This is a genomic window from Ciceribacter ferrooxidans (assembly GCF_004137355.1).
In the GTDB taxonomy this organism is placed as follows: Bacteria; Pseudomonadota; Alphaproteobacteria; order Rhizobiales; family Rhizobiaceae; genus Allorhizobium; species Allorhizobium ferrooxidans.
Genome location: NZ_SDVB01000170.1, coordinates 230,557 through 251,806 on the forward strand (window position 1 = coordinate 230,557; position 21,250 = coordinate 251,806).

Annotated in this window: 20 protein-coding genes and 1 tRNA gene; 4 read left to right on the forward strand and 17 right to left on the reverse strand. The window is 63.6% G+C overall.

All coding sequences use genetic code 11. The annotated features are described in order from the left end of the window. Positions 1-142: 142 nt before the first annotated feature. The 9 genes from hypC to EUU22_RS05535 form a co-directional block, all read right to left on the reverse strand. A complete protein-coding gene (gene hypC / locus EUU22_RS05495; RefSeq protein WP_129331048.1) occupies positions 143-433 on the reverse strand; it encodes a HypC/HybG/HupF family hydrogenase formation chaperone in 291 nt (96 codons plus the stop codon). Positions 434-504: 71 nt separating this feature from the next. Beyond that, positions 505-1,086, reverse strand: coding sequence for a HupE/UreJ family protein (locus EUU22_RS05500; protein WP_129331049.1), 582 nt, complete (start codon positions 1,084-1,086; stop codon positions 505-507). A gap of 10 nt (positions 1,087-1,096) precedes the next feature. Then, the gene (locus tag EUU22_RS05505) at positions 1,097-1,699 is read right to left on the reverse strand and encodes a HyaD/HybD family hydrogenase maturation endopeptidase (protein ID WP_129331050.1); all 603 of its coding nucleotides are present in this window, start codon (positions 1,697-1,699) and stop codon (positions 1,097-1,099) included. Continuing rightward, positions 1,700-2,422: a Ni/Fe-hydrogenase, b-type cytochrome subunit gene (gene cybH, locus EUU22_RS05510; RefSeq protein WP_129331051.1), complete on the reverse strand. Its 723-nt coding sequence runs from the start codon at positions 2,420-2,422 to the stop codon at positions 1,700-1,702. A gap of 12 nt (positions 2,423-2,434) precedes the next feature. Continuing rightward, on the reverse strand, positions 2,435-4,225 hold the full coding sequence (locus tag EUU22_RS05515; protein WP_129331052.1) for a nickel-dependent hydrogenase large subunit: 1,791 nt from the start codon (positions 4,223-4,225) through the stop codon (positions 2,435-2,437). A gap of 18 nt (positions 4,226-4,243) precedes the next feature. After that, on the reverse strand, positions 4,244-5,329 hold the full coding sequence (locus EUU22_RS05520) for a hydrogenase small subunit (protein WP_129331053.1): 1,086 nt from the start codon (positions 5,327-5,329) through the stop codon (positions 4,244-4,246). Between the two features lie 331 nt (positions 5,330-5,660). After that, the gene (locus tag EUU22_RS05525; protein WP_129331054.1) at positions 5,661-7,103 is read right to left on the reverse strand and encodes a nickel-dependent hydrogenase large subunit; all 1,443 of its coding nucleotides are present in this window, start codon (positions 7,101-7,103) and stop codon (positions 5,661-5,663) included. Then, positions 7,100-8,095 carry an NADH-quinone oxidoreductase subunit B family protein gene (locus EUU22_RS05530; protein ID WP_245484915.1) on the reverse strand — a complete coding sequence of 332 codons (996 nt, stop codon included), beginning with the start codon at positions 8,093-8,095 and terminating at the stop codon, positions 7,100-7,102. The genes EUU22_RS05525 and EUU22_RS05530 overlap by 4 nt, the downstream gene beginning before the upstream one ends. A gap of 97 nt (positions 8,096-8,192) precedes the next feature. Beyond that, entirely contained in the window at positions 8,193-9,050 is an 858-nt protein-coding gene (locus EUU22_RS05535; RefSeq protein ID WP_129331056.1) for a LysR family transcriptional regulator, read from the reverse strand. 255 nt (positions 9,051-9,305) lie between these two features. Here EUU22_RS05535 and ampC point away from each other — a divergent pair, with 255 nt between their 5' ends. Then, entirely contained in the window at positions 9,306-10,484 is a 1,179-nt protein-coding gene (gene ampC, locus EUU22_RS05540; RefSeq protein WP_129331057.1) for a class C beta-lactamase, read from the forward strand. A gap of 75 nt (positions 10,485-10,559) precedes the next feature. Here ampC and tig read toward each other — a convergent pair whose 3' ends face one another. From tig to EUU22_RS05560, 4 genes are all read right to left on the reverse strand, one after another. Continuing rightward, on the reverse strand, positions 10,560-12,041 hold the full coding sequence (gene tig, locus EUU22_RS05545; RefSeq protein WP_129331058.1) for a trigger factor: 1,482 nt from the start codon (positions 12,039-12,041) through the stop codon (positions 10,560-10,562). A gap of 185 nt (positions 12,042-12,226) precedes the next feature. Beyond that, positions 12,227-12,311, reverse strand: a tRNA-Leu gene (locus EUU22_RS05550). A 113-nt stretch (positions 12,312-12,424) separates the two neighbouring features. Continuing rightward, positions 12,425-13,018 (reverse strand): GDYXXLXY domain-containing protein, encoded by a 594-nt coding sequence (locus EUU22_RS05555; protein WP_129331059.1) that lies wholly within the window; start codon positions 13,016-13,018, stop codon positions 12,425-12,427. Then, positions 13,015-14,118, reverse strand: coding sequence for a DUF2157 domain-containing protein (locus tag EUU22_RS05560; RefSeq protein WP_129331060.1), 1,104 nt, complete (start codon positions 14,116-14,118; stop codon positions 13,015-13,017). Before EUU22_RS05560 ends, EUU22_RS05555 begins: the two co-directional genes overlap by 4 nt. Before the next feature lie 598 nt (positions 14,119-14,716). Here EUU22_RS05560 and EUU22_RS05565 point away from each other — a divergent pair. From EUU22_RS05565 to trmFO, 3 genes are all read left to right on the forward strand, one after another. Continuing rightward, a complete protein-coding gene (locus EUU22_RS05565) occupies positions 14,717-14,863 on the forward strand; it encodes a DUF1127 domain-containing protein (RefSeq protein WP_129331061.1) in 147 nt (48 codons plus the stop codon). Positions 14,864-15,137: 274 nt separating this feature from the next. Beyond that, positions 15,138-15,281, forward strand: a complete 144-nt coding sequence (locus EUU22_RS05570; protein WP_129331062.1) for a DUF1127 domain-containing protein — start codon at positions 15,138-15,140, stop codon at positions 15,279-15,281. A gap of 128 nt (positions 15,282-15,409) precedes the next feature. Further along, positions 15,410-16,822, forward strand: a complete 1,413-nt coding sequence (gene trmFO / locus EUU22_RS05575; RefSeq protein WP_129331063.1) for a methylenetetrahydrofolate--tRNA-(uracil(54)-C(5))-methyltransferase (FADH(2)-oxidizing) TrmFO — start codon at positions 15,410-15,412, stop codon at positions 16,820-16,822. A gap of 11 nt (positions 16,823-16,833) precedes the next feature. Here trmFO and EUU22_RS05580 read toward each other — a convergent pair whose 3' ends face one another. The 4 genes from EUU22_RS05580 to secDF all read right to left on the reverse strand — a co-directional run bounded on the left by EUU22_RS05580 (position 16,834) and on the right by secDF (position 21,243). Then, positions 16,834-17,292 (reverse strand): hypothetical protein, encoded by a 459-nt coding sequence (locus EUU22_RS05580; RefSeq protein ID WP_129331064.1) that lies wholly within the window; start codon positions 17,290-17,292, stop codon positions 16,834-16,836. A 118-nt stretch (positions 17,293-17,410) separates the two neighbouring features. After that, positions 17,411-18,268: a phytoene/squalene synthase family protein gene (locus tag EUU22_RS05585; RefSeq protein ID WP_439329124.1), complete on the reverse strand. Its 858-nt coding sequence runs from the start codon at positions 18,266-18,268 to the stop codon at positions 17,411-17,413. 9 nt (positions 18,269-18,277) lie between these two features. Continuing rightward, the gene (locus EUU22_RS05590; RefSeq protein ID WP_129331066.1) at positions 18,278-18,646 is read right to left on the reverse strand and encodes an Mth938-like domain-containing protein; all 369 of its coding nucleotides are present in this window, start codon (positions 18,644-18,646) and stop codon (positions 18,278-18,280) included. 38 nt (positions 18,647-18,684) lie between these two features. Then, a complete protein-coding gene (gene secDF, locus EUU22_RS05595; protein WP_129331067.1) occupies positions 18,685-21,243 on the reverse strand; it encodes a protein translocase subunit SecDF in 2,559 nt (852 codons plus the stop codon). Positions 21,244-21,250 lie beyond the last annotated feature (7 nt).

Sequence of the window (21,250 nt, forward strand, 5' to 3'; positions counted from 1 at the left end):
CAAAGCATGTGCCAGTTGACCGAAAAGCCGCCTTCCATTGAATTGAAAGCGATTTTTCCACTTTGGCATACGCCAGAACGAACAAGGGCGGAAACTATGTTTCCGCCCTTGTCACTTTACTTTCCATTTTCCCGACGAAGCGTCATCGCAGATGTTCGGGCAGTTCCGGTTCGCGTGAAATCAGGTCTTCGAAGAGCGCCTCGAAAGGACGCCCGTCGACCGCTTCAGAGAGCCCGGTGAGCGCGTTGTCGATCGCACTCGCCTCCTCGTCTCCGAGCACCCGGATTGCCGAACCGAGATGGGTCAGCAGATGGGTGCCGGGCTCCTGGGCCCCGACAAGCATCAGCGAGACGCGATGCCGTTCGCCGTGGCGTTCGCAGATCGCCTCGAACTCGCCCGCCTCAACGACCCGCATGGGTATTCCGATGCACATCTGCCTTCTCCTGCTTCCTCTTTTTCGACCCGGACCCCCCCAGCCCCCGGATCGACTTTATGGCGGACCGATCAGCCGGCGAACAACGCAAGCCCCGCGACGGCGACGAGGCCGCCGGCCGCCCGGCGCAAAAGTCCCTCGGCGTTACCGAAGCGCGCCATGCCGAGACCGAGGCCCGCGGCATGGAGAAGACCGGTCGCGAGCACGAATCCCGCGACATAGCCCCACTGGTTTGCCATGGCAGGCAGTTCCGCCCCGTGGGCGTGGCCGTGGAACAGCGCACAGGCGCCGACGAAGGCCGAGGCAAGCGGCGTCGGCACCCGGACATTCAGGAGGATGACAAGACCGATCGCAGCGACCGAGGCGGCAATCAGCGTTTCCACCATCGGCAGGGCGATGCCGGCAATGCCGAGAAGTCCGCCACCGACCATCACGCCCATGAAGGAGAGCGGAACGAGGTATCGCGCCCGCCCGCCGAGGCTCGCGGCCCAGAGGCCGACACCGATCATCGCAAGCATGTGGTCGAGCCCGGTGAAGGGATGCGAGAACCCGGCTTCGAAGCCGTGGCTATGGAGGCCGACGCCGGTATGCGCCTCGGCGGTCGCGGGAAGCGCCGCCAGCACGAACAGCGCGAGTGTACGAAGTCTCTTCATTGTCGTTCCCCTAGAGGTTGGCGCCCGCAGCGAGCGCGGTGCGCCGCTCGTAGCTTTCGAAATCGATGTCGTTTTCCAAGAGCGGCGGCACCGTCGCTCCCTCGGGGCGCCGCGTGACCGCGACTCCCCAGCGTCCGAGAATATCCGCCGCCAGTTCGACGGCCGCGGGTATCACCGCGGCGACCGGGCCGGTGAGCGGACCGCCCCAGTCTTCGAGGTCGACGGGCTGGCAGCCGATCAGGGCGAGCCGCTCGGGATACCGCCCCATCAGATCGGCGGCACTCAGCACCTCCTGAAAGCCGGTCTGGTGCAGGCTCATCTTCTTGGCGCCGGTGAATTTCGGCACCTCGTGATCCTCCACCAGCTTCAGCGTCGCAGGCTCCAGCCCGTAGTCGATCGCATCGAAGACGATCAGCCTGTCGTGCTCGTTGACGAACTGAACGAGATAGAGTCCCTGCGTGCCACCATCGAGCACGGTGACGTTCTCCGGTACCTCGAAGGCCCGGTGGAATGCCTCCACCGCCCGGACGCCGAAGCCCTCGTCGGCCCACAGGATGTTGCCGATCCCGAGGACGAGGACCCTCGGCGCGGCTGTCGCGACCGCCTCCGCCATTCAGTCCTCCCTGTCCTTGAACATGCGCTCGCCGGAAATCATGGAGGAGATGATGCTCTGGCGGCTCATGATGTCCTCGCGCACGGCCACGTAGATATGGACCATCACGAAGAGCAGGATCACCCACATGCCGAGATGGTGGTAGGTGTGCAGGTCCTGGCTGTTCGGAAAGATCGAGAATACCCAGCCGAAGAGTGCGTATTCCCAGCTGTCACGCCCGGCCCCTTCGCTGTAGAGGGCGAAGCCGGTCACCACCATGAAGACGAGCGGCAGGGTGAAGACGAGGAACATCGTGAACTGCGCCAGCGGATTATGGCCGACATACTTCTTCGGTTTGGAGGTGAGGAACGTGTACCACTTCACCTCGTGCCACCATTCCTTCCAGTACTGCCCCTTCCAGAAGGGCACATAGAAGATCTGGCGAGCATGCACGTTGCCGACGAAGGCCCAATAGATCCTGAGGAGCAGGAAGACGGCAAGCACCTGTCCAGCGGCGAAATGGACGAAGCGGATATAGCCCATCAGGAAGTTCGCACTCGCCTCCCCCGGCACCGCCGGGAGAGGTGAACCGATGAAGTAGCCCGTCAGCGCCAGCGTGAAGATCGCGAAGGCGTTGACCCAGTGCCAGATGCGCACCGGCGCTTCATAGACATAGACGCTCTGGCGTTCCACGGCGGCCTCGCCGTGGGAGTCCGAGGCGGTGAGGGATTCGTGCACGGTCATCACCGATCCCCCTCAACGCACCTGAACCTTCGCCATTTCCTGACCGTCCGGGCTCATCACATGCGTGGAGCATGCAAGGCACGGATCGAAGGAATGGATGGTCCTCAGGATTTCGAGCGGCTGAGCGGGATCGGACATCGGCGTATCCATCAGCGAGGCTTCGAACGCACCGATATTGCCCTGCGGGTCGCGCGGACTGCCGTTCCAGGTGGTCGGCACGACGCACTGGTAGTTCTCGATCTTGCCGTCCTTGATCTTGATCCAGTGGGCGAGCGCCCCGCGCGGCGCCTCGGTGAAACCGACGCCCTTCACTTCCGAAGGCCAGGTTTCCGGCTTCCACTTGTCGACGAAGGCAGTCGCGCTGTCGCCGGCCTTGATGTTGGCGATCAGCTTGTTCTGGAAATGCCGCATCTGGTAGCCCGCCCATTGCGATTCCAGCGCGCGCGCCGCTGTCCGGCCGAGCGTCGAGAAGAGCGCCGAGGTCGGCAGGCCGAGATCCTTCAGCACCTTGTCGACCGGATCCTTGAACTCCGCCTTGTTCTGGGCGTAGCCGACGATCCATCGGGCGAGCGGGCCGACTTCCATGGCATTGCCGCGCCAGCGCGGCGCCTTGATCCAGGAGTATTTGCCGGCCTCGTCGAGCTCCTCGATGTTGGTCTTGGTGCCCTTGGCATTCGGGCCGAGGTCGTAATGCGGCTCGGTGACCCCATCCCAGGGGTGAAGCCCCTTGCTCTCGTCCGGATACTTGTACCAGGAGTGGGCAACGAATTCCTGGATCTGCTCCGGATCGGCGAGGTCGACCGGGAAGACTTCCGCAAGATTGCCGTTGATGATCGCGCCGCGCGGCAGTTTCAGGCTTGCCTCGCTGTAATCGTTGGCATGTTCCGGCACGTCGCCATAGGCGAGCACGTTCTTGCCCGAAAGCCCGCCGCCATAGAGCCAGTCCTTGTAGAAGGAGCCGATCGCCATGATGTCCGGGATATAGACCTTGTCGTTGAACTCGATGAGCTGGTCGATGATCGAGGTGACGTAGTTCAGCCGCTCCATGTTGATCGCGCCCACGGCACCGGTGCCGTCGACGTTGATCGGGCACGGCACGCCGCCGACCAGCCAGTTCGGATGCGGGTTCTTGCCGCCGAAGATCGTGTGGATCTTGACGATCTCCTTCTGGAAATCGAGCGCTTCCAGATAATGGGCGACCGCCATCAGGTTCGCTTCCGGCGGCAACTTGTAGGAGGCATTCCCCCAGTAACCGTTCTTGAACGGGCCGAGCTGACCGGATTCGACGAACTTCTTGAGCCGCCCCTGGATGTCCTTGAAATAGCCGGGCGAAGAAAGCGCCCAGTCGGAGACGGACTGCGCAAGTGCGGATGTCGCCTTCGGGTCGGCCGAGAGCGCCGAAACGACGTCCACCCAGTCGAGTGCGTGCAGGTGGTAGAAGTGCACGATGTGGTCATGCACCTGCAGCGCCAGCTGCATGAGATTGCGGATCGAATTGGCATTCTCGGGAATGCTGATGCCGAGCGCATTCTCCACCGCGCGCACCGAGGTGAGCGCATGGGTGCCGGTGCACACGCCGCAGATCCGTTCGGTGAAGGCCCAGGCGTCGCGCGGATCGCGGTTCCTCAGGATCACCTCGATGCCGCGCCACATGGTGCCGGTCGAGACGGCGTTGCGGATGACGTTGTTTTCGTCGACGTTCACCTCGACACGCATGTGACCTTCGATGCGGGTGACCGGGTCGACGACGATGCGCTTTCCGGAATTGTCGAGCGTGAAGCCGTTTGGCGTCTGGATTGTCATGGATGGTACCCCTCCCCGTTATGCGTCGGTCTTTTCGCGGTTCTTGGCGGTGACCCGCTTGACCGCGGTGATGCCGGCATGGGCGGCGATCGCCGCACCGACGACGCCGGCCGCCGTCTTTCCGATCTGGTCGGCATTGGCTTCGACGCCGAACTGGTTGATCGTGGTCAGGCGGTCGTAGAAGCTGCCCTTGTCCCAGAAGCCTTCTTCCGAACAGCCGATGCAGCCGTGGCCGGACTGGATCGGGAAGGAGACGCCGTTGTTCCAGCGCACCGTCGAGCAGGCGTTATAGGTCGTCGGACCCTTGCAGCCCATCTTGTAGAGACAGTAGCCCTTGCGCGCGCCTTCATCGTCCCACTCTTCGACGAACTGGCCGGCGTCGAAATGCGGCCGGCGGTAGCACTTGTCGTGAATGCGCTGCGAGTAAAACATCTTCGGGCGGCCCTGCCGGTCAAGTTCCGGAAGCTTGCCGAAGGTGGTGATGAAGGTGACGACGCCGGTCATGACTTCGGCGATCGGCGGACAGCCAGGCACCTTGATGATCGGCTTGTCACGGATGACCTTGTCGATCGGGGTCGCCTGCGTCGGGTTGGGCTTGGCGGCCTGCACGCAGCCCCAGGAGGCGCAGGCGCCCCAGGCGATGACGGCCATCGCATCCTCGGCCATCCACTTCAGTTTCTCAACGAAGGGCTTGCCGCCGTCAATGCAGAACATCCCGTCCTCGTTGAGCGGCGGATTGCCCTCGACGGCGAGAATGTACTTGCCCTTGTACTTCTCCTTGGTCTCTTCGAGGATCGCTTCGGCCTGGTGGCCGGCGGCCGCCATGATCGTGTCGTCGTAGTCGAGCGAGATCATCGACAGCACAACGTCCTTCACCAGCGGATGGGCCGAGCGGATGAAGCTCTCCGAGCAGCAGGTGCATTCCAGACCGTGCATCCAGATGACCGGGACACGTTCCTTGGTCTCCAGCGCCTCCTCCATGGCCCTGGCGCCCGACGGACCGAATCCGAGGCTTGCCGCCGTCAGCGAACAGAACTTGGTGAAGCTCCTGCGCGTGATGCCCTGGCGGCGTATGACATCATAGAAGGTTTCCGTTGCGGCCATTGATCTCCTCCAGCCTTCCTACCCGAGCGGCCCGTCGCGGGACTGCGACCCGCACCGCATCCTTTTCGTGAAGCTGCGCCGGGCCCGGAGCCTTGGGAGCCCACTTGCCAGCACATGCCCGCTGCAGAACAAGGGCGGGCTACGGACTCTGAGGACAGCAAGAAGCAGACCAGATCGAAGCCCTTCCAGAGAGCCTGATCCATCAAACTGAAATTATTGGGGATTCTTTACTTTGCCCGACGAGAGCAACATGCTCCTTGCGTCCGCCCTCGTCGACAGGTGCTCACCGGCTTGTCAACAGTGGAAAGCCACTGACCGGCCCTGACGAATATCAATGGGCGGTGCAGACCATGCAGGGGTCGAAGGAGCGGATGACGTGCTGGAGGGCTGCCGACTTCGCCCCGAGCCCGCCAGTGTCGAGCCCTACCAGTGCGCTTTCGAGCGGCCCCGATATACCGGCGGCATCGCGCGGAGAGAAGTTCCAGGTGGTGGGCGCGATGATCTGGTAGTGGCTGATGCGGCCTTCCCTGAGGCCGACCCAATGGCCGAGCGCGCCGCGGGCCGCCTCGACCAGCCCGGCCGCCGCCGCATCGTCCGGCAGCGCGAAATGGGCGCAGAATTCTTCCTTCAGCCGCAACTGCCGGCACCAGCCCTGGCTCGCGTGCACGAGGATCGCCGCCTCGAGGAGTCGCGCGACAATCCGTGTCCGGACCGATGTCCCGCCGCCTTCGGCAATCAGCGTGGAGATCAACGGATGGCCGGAAACGGCGAGGCGCGCGGCGGCGCCGACCTCGGCCGGACGACCGGAAAGCCGCGGCGCCTTGGCCCAGGAGTAGGCGTTTTCCTTTTCCGCCGACGGCAGCGTCTCGGCATGCGCCGGATCGGTGCTCGTCGGCGCAAACCATGCGCAGGTCGCATCCTCGGAGATCGCCGCGACGTCGAGCGGCGCGACCACGCCGTCCGCGGACATGATCCCGGACTTGAAGTACGAATCATGCGCCGCATGGTAGGCGCCGAAAGACAACAGCGGTCCCGGGCCCCTCCCCATGTTCCCGAGGCCGAGATCGGCGGCAATCGTCAGGAAGAACGGGAAATCGCCCCGCGTCCGCTCTGCATAGTTCGAAAGCTCCGCCGGAGTCTCCATCGCAAGTATTTCGTCGAGCGGGACGCCGAACACGGTCTCCTCCAGGAAGACCTGGAGCTCGCCCAGAATGGCGGCGAGCTGTACCCTTTCGCCGACGTCGATCGCCCGCGTCGTCCCGCCGGGCTGGAAGGCGAGCGAATGCGGCCACTTGCCGGCGATGATCCCCATCACCTCGAGAAGACGCCGGCGCCGCGGCAGAAAGGCGGCGGAACCGCTGCCGCTCGCTGCCTTGAAGCGACCGGCAGCGTTCTCGAACCACGGCCGTCCGGCATACTCGGCGCGGGCGAAATCCGGCATGAAGAAGAGATAGAAATGCGTCAGGTGGTCGGCGATGTTCTCCGCCGCGTGCGCGATATTGGCGGCGATATAGCCGTTCGGTGCGGCAAGTCCGCCCGCGAGATTGCGCAGGGCCGTCGCCGCGGCGATCGACTGTGACACCGAACAGATGCCGCAGATGCGCGGTGCGATCACCAGAGCATCAAGGCCCGGGCGACCGGAAAGCAATTGCTCAAAGCCGCGATAGAGCGTCGCCGTCACCTCGGCCCGTGCGATGACGCCGTCCTCAAGCTCGAGTGACACTTCGAGGTCGCCCTCGACACGATTGAAAGGCCCGGCGATCACCCGCGTCATTCGTCGTGGCCGCCTGCCCGTCGCGGATCACGGACCACCCGGTCCGAGGTCGCATTCTGCCGGACACGTTCCGGCGTTGCCGACTTGGAGAGCGCGGCGAGTGCCACGAACCACGCTTTCGGCATGTCGAGCGGCAGGCCGACGGGAATGCCGCCCACCTTCGGCGTCTTCAGGAAATCCTCCGTCTGCTCGAAACCGGGCGACGTGCAGGCGACACACGAGAACCCGCCATGCGTACACGAACCGCCGCCGTTCCAGCTGCGCTGGTTGCAGTCGCCGACCGCCTGCGTCGCCTTGCAGCCGAGATGCTCCATCAGGCAGCCGAGGTCGGAGAGCTTTTCGGCGCTCGCCTTGAACTCGTAATATTCGTTGCGTTCGCAGCCGTGATGGGCAAGCGTCTTGGCAAAGAACTTCGGTCGGCCGAGGCGGTCGAGATCGCTCTCGTCGAAATCACCCATCTGCAGCGCCGCCAGCGTCTCCATGATCCAGCCCGGATGGGGTGCGCAACCGGCGACGTTGATCACCGGCAGGCCGGAGCGGGCGCGAAAATCCGGCCCGAGCACGCCACCCGAGATCGAACCCTCGTACTGGAGGCCGGATGCTTCCGCAGGATCTGGCTGCGCGGCGTGGACACCACCATAGGCGGCGCAGGTGCCGACGGCGATGCAGTAGTCGGCCAGCGGCGCCAGCTCGCGGACCCAGGAGAGCATCGTGCGGCCGGTACCGGCAAGCCGGTTGTAGAGACCGGTGCCATTCGGCCCGCGCAGGATCGAGCCTTCAATGCAGAGGAAGTCGAGCGGGGTGCGTCCGGCCGCAACGTCGCCGAGGATGGCGATCGCCTCCTCCCCGCTCTCTTCGCTGAGTGAGGGATGCCAGAGGAGGTCGATGCCGAAATTCTGCAGCTCCCGCACCCAGCCGCGTGCGCCGTGGTCGAGCACCGACATGGTGCAGCCACCGCAGCTTCCGGCCTGCAGCCACAGGAGATTGGTCATTCGGATGCGCCGCCCTGCTCTCTCGCGATCCTTCATGTTTGACACCTCGTCCGCGGCCGGTCAACGGGACGACGGTCTCTGCGCCGACGTCGTCGTGTCAGGGCTGCTCTGATGCGCCGAGGATCCAGTCCCGGAAGCGCATCATCGCCGGCGTCTCCGTTCGCGACTGCAGCCGCGTGAGCCAGTAGCTGCCGATCGTCACGCCGGCATCGAAGGGCCGCCGGATCGTTTCCGATTGCAGCAGGCGGGAAAACATCGACGGCGGAGCGAGCGCGATGCCGGCCCCCTGCAGCGCCGCATCCATCATCGCAAGGGAGGAATCGAAGACGATGCTCCCGGCGACGGGCATGGTCTGGCGCAATCCGGCTGCCTCGAACCAGCGCGTCCATTCGTCCGCCCTGTAGGAGCGCAGCAGCGTGTGCTTAAAGAGATCGGCGGGGGTCTCCATCTGTACGGCGATATCCGGGATGCAGAGCGGCGAAAGCGGTGCCTCCAGCAGGGGGATCGCGTCCACCCCGTGCCAGGCACCCTCCCCGAAGCGGATCGCGTAGTCGAGACCCTCCGCCGCGATGTCCACGCGGTTGTTGTTGGTCGAAAGCCGCAGGTCGATGAACGGGTTTTCGGCACGGAAGCCGGCCAGCCGCGGCAACAGCCAGCCGACGGCGAAGGTCCCGACCGCTCCGACGGTGAGTACCTCGCGACGGTGGCCGCCCTCGAGCCCCTCGAGTGTTCCGGCGATCCGGTCGAAGGCGTCACGCAGCGACGGTAGCAACGTCTCGCCCTCCTGTGTCAGCATCAGTCCACGGGGAAGCCGCTTGAAAAGCGTGACCTTCAGCTGCGTCTCCAGGCTCTTCACCTGATGGCTGACGGCCGCCTGGGTCACGCAGAGTTCGATTGCCGCCCTGGTGAAGCTCAGGTGCCGCGCAGAAGCCTCGAAGGCACGTAGCGCGTTCAAGGGAAGATGCGGACGGACCTTTGGATGCCAATACTTTTTCTAATGACTCCCGCAAGTTAACGTCGTTTGGGCGCACAGTGCAATCCGCATATACCGAGGACGCTCCTTCACCTTCCGTCGTCGACGAGCGGAAAACTACGCCTCGCAGGAGGTTGAACGCAGAGCCTTGATGCAGATCCCCATGACATGGCCGGCCGCTGCGATACGCGGCGAGGCCACAGCCAGAATATCCAGAATATAAGGAGATGTGTTGCCATGAGGAATTCTCTTGCCGCCAGATCGATCGCTCCCGCCACCGTTGCCGTATCGATTCTCGGCACGTGCGCTGTCGCCACCGCGGATGACATCGAAAGTCGGCTCCGGCGCGCGGCCGACGAGGCGATCGTACCGATCATGGAGACCTACAAGGTGCCGGGAATGGCCGTGGCAGTGACCGTCCAGGGCCGCCGGTACGTCTTCAACTACGGCGTCGCCTCCGTCGAGAGCGGGAAAAAGGTCGACGACGCCACGCTCTTCGAGATCGGGTCTATCAGCAAGACCTTTACCGCGACCCTGGCCTCCTATGCGCGCGAAACAGGAGCGCTCTCCTTTTCCGACAGCCCCGGCAAGTATGTGCCGGACCTTGCCGGCAGTGCCTTCGACAAGGTCAGCCTTCTCAATCTCGCAACCTACACGGCGGGCGGCCTGCCCTTGCAGTTTCCCGACGACGTCACGCAGAAGAACGCGATCGCCTATTACCGCGACTGGCATCCGAATCACGCGCCCGGAACCCACCGGCGCTACTCCAATCCGAGCATCGGCCTTTTCGGCTATGCGGCTGCGGCGAGCATGGGTGCGCCCTTCGACGATCTCATGGAGCGCAAGCTCTTTCCCATGCTCAAACTTTTCAACACCTACATCCATGTGCCGGAGAAGCGGATGCCCGATTATGCCCACGGCTATTCGAAGGCCGGCAAGCCGGTCCGCGTCTCCCCCGGCGCGATGGATTCCGAAGCCTACGGTGTGAAGACATCCGCCTCCGACCTGATCAGCTTCGTCGAAGCGAACATGGACGGTCGGGGCCTCGACGACGCGACCCTGCGGCGCGCCATCACCGCCACGCATACCGGCTACTACCGGGTCGGAGGGATGGTGCAAGGCCTCGGATGGGAGATGTATGACTATCCTGTCGAACTCGACGGACTGCTCGCAGGAAACTCCCCGGAGATCTCCTATAAGAGCAACGCAGTTGAAGCGCTGGACCCTCCGGCCAAGCCACGCGAGGACACCTGGATCAACAAGACCGGCTCCACCGGCGGTTTCGGGGCCTACGCCGCCTTCGTTCCGGAGCGGCGGATGGGCGTCGTTATCCTCGCGAACAAGGCCTATCCCATCCCGGATCGCGTGCGCGTCGCCTATCGCATCATGGCTGCGATCGACGGACCAAGCGACTGAAGGCGGAGACGCCCGCCCATGCAAAAAGGGGCCGCCCGATGGGCAGCCCCTTCCTGATCCTGATACAGGAACCGATTATTCGGCGTCGCCTTCGGCAGCCTTCTTCTTCGGTGCTGCCTTCTTCTTCGGAGCGGCTTCCTCGCCTTCGGCGGCATCGTCAGCCTTGGCAGCAGCCTTCTTCTTCGGAGCTGCCTTCTTCGCCGGCTTTTCAGCGCCTTCGGCTTCGTCGTCGGCGAGCAGCTCTTCCTTCGTCACCTTCTTGTCGGTGACGTCGATCTCGCCGAGCAGGTGGTCAACCACCTTTTCTTCGAAAATCGGCGCGCGCAGCGAGGCGGAAGCGCCCGGCGTCTTGCGGAAGAAGTCGAGGATCTGCTTTTCCTGACCGGGGAACTGCTGCAGCTGTGCGTAGAGAGCGCGCTGCATTTCTTCCTCGGTCACTCCGACGCCGGCCTTTTCGCCGATTTCGGAGAGGACGAGGCCGAGGCGGACGCGGCGCTCGGCGAGCGTGCGATATTCGTCGCGTGCCTTCTCTTCGGTGGTGTCTTCATCCTCGAAGGTCTTGCCGGACTGGGCGAGATCGGTGTTGATCTGGCGCCAGATGTTGTCGAATTCAGCTTCGACGAGGCGTGTCGGGGTTTCGAACTTGTACATCTCGTCGAGCTGGTCGAGGATCTGGCGCTTGACCTTCTGGCGCGTGACCGAGCCGAACTGGCTTTCGATCTGGCCACGGACGATCTCCCTCAGGCGATCGAGCGATTCGATGCCGAGCTTCTTGGCGAGCTCGTCGTCGAGGGTGATCTCACCCGGAGCGGCGACTTCCTTGACGGTGATATCGAAGGTCGCTTCCTTGCCGGCGAGGTTCTTGGCCGGATAGTCTTCCGGGAAAGTGACGGTGATGACCTTCTCGTCGCCGGCCTTGACGCCGACGAGCTGGTCTTCGAAGCCGGGGATGAAGCGGTTCGAGCCGAGAACGAGTTCGGCATCGGTGTCGGTGCCGCCATCGAAGGCGACGCCATCGACCTTGCCGACGTAATCCATAGTGACGCGGTCACCTTCGGCGGCCTTGCCCTTCTTGGTTTCGTAGCTGCGGGCGCTTTCGCCGATCTTGCGAATCTGGTCTTCGACTTCGCCTTCTTCGATGTCGACGACTTCACGCACGACCTTGATGCCGGAAACCGGCTTCAGCTCGATCGGCGGGATGACTTCGTAGGAGAGCGTGAATTCGAAATCAGCTTCTGCGTTTAGGATCTTGTCGGCTTCGGCCTCGTCCTCGGTCATCGTGACTTCCGGCTGGGTCGCAGACTTCTCGCCGCGCTCGGAAAGGATCGCGCTCGGCTTCTCGCGGATGATCTCGTTGACGAGCTCGGCCATGACCGACTTGCCGTAGACCTTCTTCAGGTGCGACATCGGCACCTTGCCCGGACGGAAACCGTTGATACGGACCTTGTCCTTGGCCTCGGCGAGGCGCTCGTTCATCCGCTGTTCCATGTCCTTGGCCGGAACGACGACCTTGATTTCGCGCTTCAGCCCTTCAGCGAGCGTTTCGATAACCTGCATGTTTTTACCTTCATGTCGTGGCGGCCGTGCTCGGACAGCCGGTGGTTTTCATTGAGCACGACGCCGGAATTCTTCTTTCCCGGGCGTGGCTGGTACGCAATCTTCAAGCATTTTGCCAGGCAAAATGGCGCAAAGGGTGACAGGAACGGCTGTTTCGCCCCTCCCGGCAACCCGCGCGGTAATCCTGGTGCGGGTAGAGAGACTTGAACTCCCACGCCTTGCGGCACCAGAACCTAAATCTGGCGTGTCTACCAATTTCACCATACCCGCGCCCAAAAGAACCGCATGCTGCCTTCGCGCATGGCCCCTCCGGAGCGCGCGTCTCTATATCACCCGTTTCCGTTCGCGCAAAGGAAAAATGACGGCCGGCCCCGGGGTCGTCGTCAGTAGAGCGGCTCCTCGTAGGCGGGGATGCCGCGCACCCTGAGTTCCCGAATCTGCGCCTGCCCGCCGGCGCCGACACGGGCCGCCACCGACACCTCGTCGTCGTTGCGCGCGTCCTCGATCGGCCTGCCCTCGCCCTCCGGGACATAATAACGCTCGATGCCGTAGTCGACGCTGATTTCGCCTTCCTTGTCGTCCGGAGGCGCATAGAGCCGGAAGCGCTGCGTGCGCAGCACCACCGACCCTTCCGCCGGCGGCAGATCGCCGAAGGCGGCCTCGGCGACCGTCCAGTAGCCGTCCGCCCCCGGTTTCAGACGAACGTTCATCCGCGTCCAGCTTCCGGGCGACGGCCAGTCGCCGGTGACGAGGGAGGCGGGAATCCGTGAAACCTCGTAGGAAAGGATGACATAGTCTCCGCGCAGAAGATCGCGCGGATCGACCGGCACAGTCTTCAGGACCACCTCAGTGCCGGAGCGCAGGATCGCCGCCCGATGCTCGACCATGTACAGCAGAACGGCGGTAAAAAGGGCCGACACGCCTGCAGCAACGAGAAGATAGTAGCGGCCGCCTGCGGTTCCGGTTGCAGTGTTCATCGGCCGGCCTCCTCGGCTCTGCGGGCAAAGAGTTTTTCCATGCGGACGACGACGAAGGCGAGCACAGCGACCACGAGGCCGGAAAGCAGGAAGAAGCCGGATGTTCCGAGCATGGAATCGATCGTCACGAAGGAGAGATAGAGCACCTCGCCGGCAAAGACCGTATAGGCAAGATAGCGTACCGCGCCGTTGTCACGCCCGTCGAGCGCGAGGGCGAGCAGCACGAAGGCGATGGTCGCCGCCGCGAGCACGGCAAGCCGGCCTCCGGCATCATATTCGAAATGAAGCGCGAGAAGGCCGAGCACTGCCAGGGCGCAGGCATAGAAGGCCGGCGCCGCTCCCGCCCGACGGGCTATCGCCTCAAGAGGAGAACCCTTCACCGTCAACGCCACGAAAGCCAGCGTGCCCAGCAGTGCATAGACTACGGCCGGCCAGACCTCCTCGCTTAGGCCATAGAGCCAGCCGAGCCAGGAAAGACCGACGAGGTAGGCAAGGTGGCGGGCGCGATCCGCACCGGTTCGGTAGACCAGCGCCAGCACGATGACGGCGCAGACGATCGGCGACCAGCCGTAGAGCCAGTCCCATTCCCAGTCGAACTGGTCGACCATGGCGAAGGAGACGGCGAAGGCGAGAAAGCCGGCCGCGACGGTCACCGCTGCGGAGCGGAAGAGGAAAGCTGAGACCACCGCGCCCGAAAACCAGAGCAGCATGGCGTCCACCGTATCGCCCGACAGATGGTAGAGCTGCCCGATCAGCGCGATGGCGCCGCCGAAGCTCATCACGCCGAGCACCAGGGCTGCGCCGCCAAGACGATCTGCACCGCGGCCAAAGGCGACGCCTGCGGAGAGATGGAAGACCCAGACGAGCGCGACGACGGAGATCACCTTGGCGCCGCGGGGGATTTCCTCCCAGTTCGCCGCGATCAGCAACAGGATGGAGGCGGAGATCAGCAGCGCCGCCAGCATGGTCAGCACGCCGCCGACGCTGAAGGCCGATCGGCGCTGGTCGTATTCGGCAAGCATCGCATCGGCGGAGGGACGCGCCAGCAACCCCTTTTCGACCCACAGATCGAAGTCGCGTTTCAGCCTTCCGCGATACATCGTCTCCCCCTGAGATTTGCCCGGCAACCTGCGGTGCCTTGCCGCATATCGCCGCGTCGCATTCTGTGGCACTCTGATTTGCGAGAGTGGAAATGACAATGCCCTTTCGAGGGCATTCCGCGACACTTTCGTCGGCCATGCGCAGACTGCATGCCTTCCATGATAATATTGCACTGCACAAAGCGAAGTCAGCGTACTATATTCAGACCATAGAGATCGCGCTTGAGGCGCCCCGTTGCGACCAAGGGATCTCAATGAAATTCGGTGCCACACACTCCTCCTCCCAGTGTTGCGCCGATAAGACTGGCAGCACTCCTCCTCCCAGTTGCCAGTCACCCAAAATGACGCTCACCGGACCTCCTCCCCCGGTGAGCGTTATTTGTTTATGCCGTTCCCTGACCGAGCTACGTCCTTCGCGCACTCTTCTGCGTGATGCAAAAATGACCAGTTAACGATCAGTAAACGGCGTCATCATGCATTTGATGCATAGGTGACATACAAACTTGGCTCTACATGATTTTGCGGCGCAACATATATTGAGTTCATGAAATCAGAGCGGCGCCGAGACGGCCGCCGCACCAAGTCCAAGGAGACCATCATGAACTTCGCTCGCTCGCTTACCAACTGGCGCAAGTACCGTCAGACCATCAACGAACTCGGCCGCATGTCGGACCGTGAACTGCGCGACCTCGGCATTGGCCGCGAAGACATCCGTCGCGTTGCTCGCGACGCCATCGCCGGCTGATTTGCAGCCGCTTCCAATTCGGAAGACCTGAAAAGCCTCCCCTCGTGGGAGGCTTTTTTTTGTGTTCGGCGGGCGGCGGAACGACCATTTTCGTCCGCGCTTGGTGCCAGTTTTCTGAGCTCCGCCTAAATTCTCACCATGCTTTGCACATTTGCATAGCAGTCGCTCGTTATTTGCACTGCACAATATTGTTTTACGAGCGTATAAAAGGCTCAATCGCTGATGCGGAGAAACCGCAAGGCCAGCGGAAACAAGATCTTTCGAGGAAACGACCATGAACCCGATCCGTTATGCCAAGAGCTGGATGAGCTACCGCCGCACGATTTCCGAGCTCGGCAACCTGTCCAACCAGGCGCTCTCCGACATCGGCATCACCCGCTACGACATCCGCAACATCGCGGCTCGCTCCTTTCGCTGAGCACTGATGCCGGCCGCTCCGCAGCCGCGGGGCGCCACGAAATGAAGAAGACGCCGAACGGCACCACATGGTGCCGTTTTTGATTCGCGGCGATTGGAACCGCCGGCGCAGCGTGATAAGCAGCGCGCATGACGAAGACAGAGACCCTCTCCCCCATCCACATCGTCGGCGGCGGCCTCGCCGGTTCGGAAGCGGCCTGGCAGGCGGCGCAGGCCGGCGTACCGGTCATTCTGCACGAGATGCGCGGCGTTCGCGGCACCGATGCCCACAAGACCGACGGACTTGCAGAGCTCGTCTGCTCGAATTCCTTCCGGTCCGACGACGCAACCTCCAATGCGGTCGGTGTGATCCATGCCGAGATGCGTCTCGCCGGATCGCTGATCATGGCGGCGGCCGACCGGAACCAGGTACCGGCTGGCGGAGCGCTCGCCGTCGACCGCGAAGGCTTTTCCGCCGCCGTCAGCGCCGCTGTCGAAAACCATCCGCTGATCACGGTGGTCCGCGAGGAAGTCACCGGCCTCCCGCCCGAGGAATGGGGCTCGACGGTCGTCGCGACCGGCCCGCTCACCTCGCCGGCACTCGCCGAAGCCATCCGCCTCGAGACCGGCGCCGACGCGCTCGCCTTCTTCGATGCCATCGCGCCGATCGTCCACCGCGACTCGATTGACATGAACGTCTGCTGGTATCAGTCGCGCTACGACAAGGTCGGGCCCGGCGGAACCGGCAAGGATTACATCAACTGCCCGCTCGACGAGGCGCAGTACAACGCTTTCGTCGATGCCCTGATCGCTGGAGATACCGTCGGCTTCAAGGAATGGGAGGGCACGCCCTATTTCGACGGCTGCCTGCCGATCGAGGTCATGGCGGAACGCGGCCGCGAGACGCTGCGGCACGGGCCGATGAAGCCGATGGGCCTCACCAACGCCCACAATCCGACCGTCAAGCCCTACGCGGTCGTCCAGCTGCGCCAGGACAATGCGCTTGGCACGCTCTACAACATGGTGGGCTTCCAGACGAAACTGCGTTACGGCGCTCAGGCCGAGATCTTCCGGATGATTCCGGGCCTCGAGAACGCCGAGTTCGCCCGCCTCGGCGGCCTGCATCGCAATACCTACATCAATTCACCGGTCCTGCTCGACGAAACCCTGCAGCTGAAGAGCCGCCGCGGCCTGCGTTTCGCCGGCCAGATCACCGGCTGTGAGGGCTATGTCGAGAGTGCATCCATCGGTCTGCTTGCCGGCCGCTTTGCTGCCGCCGAGCGAAAGGGCGAGCCGGTCCGCCTGCCGCCCGCCACGACGGCCATGGGGTCGCTCCTCAACCACATCACCGGGGGCCACATCGTCACCGACGAGGAACCCGGCAAGCGGTCCTTCCAGCCGATGAACATCAATTTTGGACTGTTCCCGGAGCTGGAGCCCGGTTCCATCACCAAGCCTGAAGGCGTGAAGCGCTTCCGCGGCAAGGACAAGACGATCATGAAGCGTCAGCTGATTGCCGCGCGGGCACTCGCCGATTGCAGGCGCTGGCTCGAGAGCGAGTGAGCTAGCTGGCGTCAGCCTTTGGCGCGCGGCTCGTCGGCGTCCCGCCGGTCGCTTGCGCTGACGTAATTGCCGAGCAGCCAGAGCGATACCTCGGCCGCCTCGGCAGCGGAGGCGAAAACGAAGTCACCGTTGTGGAACGGCGCATCCAGAAACTCGATCGACAGTCCCCGACCATTCGGGAGATCACGCACCCTCACGGTCCCCGGCTCGATCAGGTGACATGCAAAGTGGCTGCGCATGTTGCGCATGAAGCCGGTCTTGTTGTCGTGCAGGCGAACGAAGACGGCCTTGCCGTCTGCCGTCGAACGCAGGTTGCGGATCGCTTCGTTGGGAAAGGCGCGACCGAACTGCAGGATCGCCAAGCCGGTGTCATGGGACTCATCGCTGGTCGCCTGCCGCGCCATGCGCGTGGCACCGATGGCGAAAAGAGCCAGCAGTCCAAAGATCACCATCCACGTGACAAGCGTCACATCCGCCTCCCTCTTCTCATCCCGTCCACCCTTCGATGATGCGAACGGTTCAGGCACCGCCGTGACGGCACGGCCGGAAGCGTCGTAGCAGCCGAGGCTTGCGCGAATTTGGCCGGCCTCAGACGCGGCGCCGGACCGTCGCCCACATGAGAAGCAGTTGCCGTCGCCATTGCGGCGCTCTCACCTCTTCCGCAAAGACGCGCGCGGGCCTTGCTGCGACCCGATCGAGAACGCTGCCGACGAGCGCCACCGGCAGATAAGCCGCCATAACTGCGGCGGGCAATGGGCCGGCGCTGCGCACTTTCGCAAGATGCTCGCGCCCGAGTCCGGCAAAGGCCTCGACGGCGGCAGATATCCGCGCACGATCCTCGCCGGCTAGAAAGCCTTCGCGATCAAGACCGACAGCCTTCAATATTTCCAGGGGAATGTAGACCTGGCCCCGCGCGCTCGTCCGCGGCAGGAGCAGGATCGCCCCTGCGACCGCCTGCGCGACACCGGCGTGACCGGCGCGTTCGGCGCAGTTCGCCGCTTCGTCGGGCGCGAGTATCAGGCTTGCGAGCTGTATGAGGGCGGAGGCCGTGTCACCCGCGTAGCCCTCGAACATGCCGCGGCTCTCCATCGGATCGTCGTAGAGATCGAAGACGCGGGCGTCGAGCATCCGCAGCAGGGCCTCGACCGGCAGGTCATGGCGCCGGATGGTCGCAAGGAGAAGGGCTCCGAGCGGATTGGCCGCCGTCTCGCCATGTTCAACCCCTGAAACGAGATCACGCCAGTATTGCAGCCGAACCTCGCCCGGCAAAGGTTCGCGCACGACATCGCGGATCCGGGCGATCTCGGCGTTGAAGCCATAGAGAGCGACCAACCCGGCGCGCTTGTCGGCCGGAGAGAGCAACGCCGCGAGGTAGCGGTCCCGATCCGTATCGCGCAGCCCGGCAAGGCAGATGGCTTCGTTGTCCGGCATCGCCTTTTCCCGCAAGAACTCGTCTCAGACCGCAATTAGCGCGGCGGCCACTGCCCGTTGCTCGGCAAGCATGATATTGTAGGTGCGAACTGCCGCGCCCGTCCCCATCGGGTCGCTTGCGATGCCGCGCTCCCGGAGCGCCGCCTTGAGGTCAGCGGGGATCGGACGCAGGTCCTTCCCGGTTCCGACCAGCAGCACCTCGATGCCAGCCGCCTCATCCAGCACACGCCGGAAAGCGTCGACGGCAAGCGGATCACCCTCCGCCATCTCCCAGCCATATATGCCCGAAGGCAACAACAGCAGGGAGCCGCGATGCGACATGTCGGCGAAGCGGAAGCCGCCGTTACCGTAGGCGTCAATCGGCGCGCGGCCGGGGAAATGAGCCTCGCGCATCACGATTCCCCGGTTGCCCGGCGCCTCCGCCACGGCGATCAGGCCCCCGCCTTGCCGGCCGGCAGGCCTTCAGGCGCCTTGCCTTCCTCTTCCTGGAAGCTTTCCGGACGAAGCTTGAAGGCGATCAGCACCGGCGCGGCAATATAGACCGAGGAGAATGTGCCGATCAGCACGCCGAACAGCATGGCGAGCGTGAAGGAGGCAATGACCTCGCCGCCGAACAGATAGAGCGCCAGCAACGCGATCAGTGTTGTCGACCCCGTCAGCACCGTTCGCGAGAGTGTCTGGTTGATCGAGGCGTCGATCAGCACGTCGAGCGGCATCTTCTTGTAACGCCTCAGGTTTTCGCGCATGCGGTCATAGACCACTACCGTATCGTTCAACGAATAGCCGATGATCGTCAGGATCGCCGCGATACTCGTCAGATTGAACTCGATGCCGGTGAGGACGAAGAGGCCGAGGGTAAAGATCACGTCATGCAGGGTCGCGATGATGGCGCCAGCCGCAAACTGCCACTCGAAGCGGAACCAAATATAGATCAGGATGAGCAGGAGAGACACGCCGACGCCGATCGTGGCATTCGCCGTCAGGTCGCTCGAGACGGCCGGCCCGACCACTTCCACGCGACGGAACTCGTATTGGTCCTGGAGCTCCTGACGCACGAGCGAGATCGCCGACTGTTCAGCGTTTTCGCCGCCTTCCTGGGACTGCAGGCGAACGAGCACGCTCGACGGATCACCGAACCCTTGCGCCTGGATTTCGCCGAGGTTCAGTTCGCTCAACCGTTCGCGGATGTCGGCGATGTCGGCAGTCCCCTGCCGCGCCTTGAGCTCGATCACTGATCCACCCTTGAAGTCGATGCCGAGGTTGAGGCCGATGAAGATGAAGCCAGCGAGGGAGAGAGCGATCAATGCGCCCGCGCCGACGAAGGTGAACTTCCGGACCGCCATGAAGCGGATGTTCTGGGTGTCGAACATGCCGGTACGCACGCCCTTCGGCAGGTGCTTCGGTCGACGCCAGCGGAACCACATGGCCATCAGCCACTGCGTCATCGTAAAAGCGGTGAAGACCGTGGTGACGATACCGACGGCAAGCGTGACCGCGAAGCCGCGAACCGGGCCGGAACCGAGGAAGAACAGGACGACGGCGGCGATGAGAGTCGTCAGGTTTGCGTCGACGATGGTTGCGAAGGCCTTGTTGAAGCCCACGTCGATCGCCTGCACCAGCGAACGGCCGCTTTTCACCTCTTCGCGGATGCGCTCGTAGACGAGCACGTTCGAATCGACCGCCATACCCATCGTCAGAACGATACCGGCGATACCCGGCAGGGTCAGCGTCGAACCGAGCGTCGTCAGGGCGGCGAAGATCATCGTGATATTGGCGGCGAGCGCGATGTTCGCCATCACGCCGAAGGTGCCGTAGAAGGCAAGCATGAACAGGACGACCGCAATCGCACCGATCACCGAGGCGACCAGGCCGGCGCTGATCGAGTCCGCGCCGAGGCCCGGGCCGACGGTACGCTCTTCGACGACCGTCAGGGTCGCCGGCAGCGCGCCGGCGCGCAGCAGCACGGCGAGGTCGTTTGCCCCTTCGACCGAGAAGCCGCCGGAGATCTGGCCGGAGCCGCCGACGATCGGTTCGCGGATGACGGGGGCGGAAATCACCTGATCGTCGAGAACGATCGCGAAGGGACGACCGACATTCTGTTGCGTCGCCTGCGCAAAGCGCTGCGCGCCCTTGCTGTCGAAGCGGAAGGAAACGACCGGTTCGTTGGTCTGCTGGTTGAAGGTGGCCTGGGCATCGACGAGGTTTTCACCGGAGACCAGCGCCCGCTTCTCGACGAGATAGGGCACGGCCGGATCATCCATCGAATAGAGGACCTCGGAAGAAGCCGGCGGACGGCCGTTGATCGCCTCTTCGACCGGCATGCTCGTATCGACCATGTGGAAGGTGAGCTTGGCGGTCTGGTTGAGCAGCGATTTCAGGCGCTGCGGGTCGGTGAGGCCCGGAACCTGAACGATGATGCGATCGTCACCCTGGCGCTGGATCAGCGGCTCGGTGGTGCCGAGTTCATCGACGCGGCGGCGAACCACCTCGATCGACTGGGTGAGCGCCGAAGAAGCGCGATAGGTGATGCCGGCGTCGGTGAGGTTCAAGCGCAAAAGGCCACCCTCGCCTTCCGTCATCGTCACCTCCTGCACGGAGCCGCCGGTCAGCCCGCCGACGCTGACCGCCTGGGTCAACGGCGCGAGCGCCTCCTTGGCAGCCTCGATCTTGTCGGCGTCGGTGATGCGTACCTGAATCTGCTGTCCGACCCCGGAAAGGCCGGTGTAGCGGATGCCCGCCTCACGAAGATTGTTGCGGATATCGCCGACGGTCGTCTCCAGCCGTTCCTTGATGATGTCGGCCTTCTCGATCTTCAGCATGATGTGGGAGCCACCCTGAAGATCGAGACCGAGCGTCACCTTCTTCGAAGGGGCCCACGACGGAAACGACGCGAGTTGCTCGTCGCTGAAGAAATTGGGCGTGGCGATCACCACACTCACAGCGATGGTGAGCCAGATCAGGATCGTCTTCCAGCGGGGGATATACAGCATGAAACTC

Excerpts from the sequence above, each read along its gene's own strand:
- EUU22_RS05520 (WP_129331053.1), bottom strand. The coding sequence starts at position 5,329 with ATGGCCGCAACGGAAACCTTCTATGATGTCATACGCCGCCAGGGCATC.
- EUU22_RS05500 (WP_129331049.1), bottom strand. The coding sequence starts at position 1,086 with ATGAAGAGACTTCGTACACTCGCGCTGTTCGTGCTGGCGGCGCTTCCC.
- EUU22_RS05560 (WP_129331060.1), bottom strand. The coding sequence starts at position 14,118 with ATGTATCGCGGAAGGCTGAAACGCGACTTCGATCTGTGGGTCGAAAAG.
- trmFO (WP_129331063.1), top strand. The coding sequence starts at position 15,410 with ATGACGAAGACAGAGACCCTCTCCCCCATCCACATCGTCGGCGGCGGC.
- tig (WP_129331058.1), bottom strand. The coding sequence starts at position 12,041 with ATGCAGGTTATCGAAACGCTCGCTGAAGGGCTGAAGCGCGAAATCAAG.
- EUU22_RS05555 (WP_129331059.1), bottom strand. The coding sequence starts at position 13,018 with ATGAACACTGCAACCGGAACCGCAGGCGGCCGCTACTATCTTCTCGTT.
- ampC (WP_129331057.1), top strand. The coding sequence starts at position 9,306 with ATGAGGAATTCTCTTGCCGCCAGATCGATCGCTCCCGCCACCGTTGCC.
- EUU22_RS05505 (WP_129331050.1), bottom strand. The coding sequence starts at position 1,699 with ATGGCGGAGGCGGTCGCGACAGCCGCGCCGAGGGTCCTCGTCCTCGGG.
- secDF (WP_129331067.1), bottom strand. The coding sequence starts at position 21,243 with ATGCTGTATATCCCCCGCTGGAAGACGATCCTGATCTGGCTCACCATC.
- EUU22_RS05515 (WP_129331052.1), bottom strand. The coding sequence starts at position 4,225 with ATGACAATCCAGACGCCAAACGGCTTCACGCTCGACAATTCCGGAAAG.
- EUU22_RS05565 (WP_129331061.1), top strand. The coding sequence starts at position 14,717 with ATGAACTTCGCTCGCTCGCTTACCAACTGGCGCAAGTACCGTCAGACC.
- EUU22_RS05530 (WP_245484915.1), bottom strand. The coding sequence starts at position 8,095 with ATGACCAATCTCCTGTGGCTGCAGGCCGGAAGCTGCGGTGGCTGCACC.
- EUU22_RS05570 (WP_129331062.1), top strand. The coding sequence starts at position 15,138 with ATGAACCCGATCCGTTATGCCAAGAGCTGGATGAGCTACCGCCGCACG.
- cybH (WP_129331051.1), bottom strand. The coding sequence starts at position 2,422 with ATGACCGTGCACGAATCCCTCACCGCCTCGGACTCCCACGGCGAGGCC.
- EUU22_RS05525 (WP_129331054.1), bottom strand. The coding sequence starts at position 7,103 with ATGACGCGGGTGATCGCCGGGCCTTTCAATCGTGTCGAGGGCGACCTC.
- hypC (WP_129331048.1), bottom strand. The coding sequence starts at position 433 with ATGTGCATCGGAATACCCATGCGGGTCGTTGAGGCGGGCGAGTTCGAG.
- EUU22_RS05590 (WP_129331066.1), bottom strand. The coding sequence starts at position 18,646 with ATGCGCGAGGCTCATTTCCCCGGCCGCGCGCCGATTGACGCCTACGGT.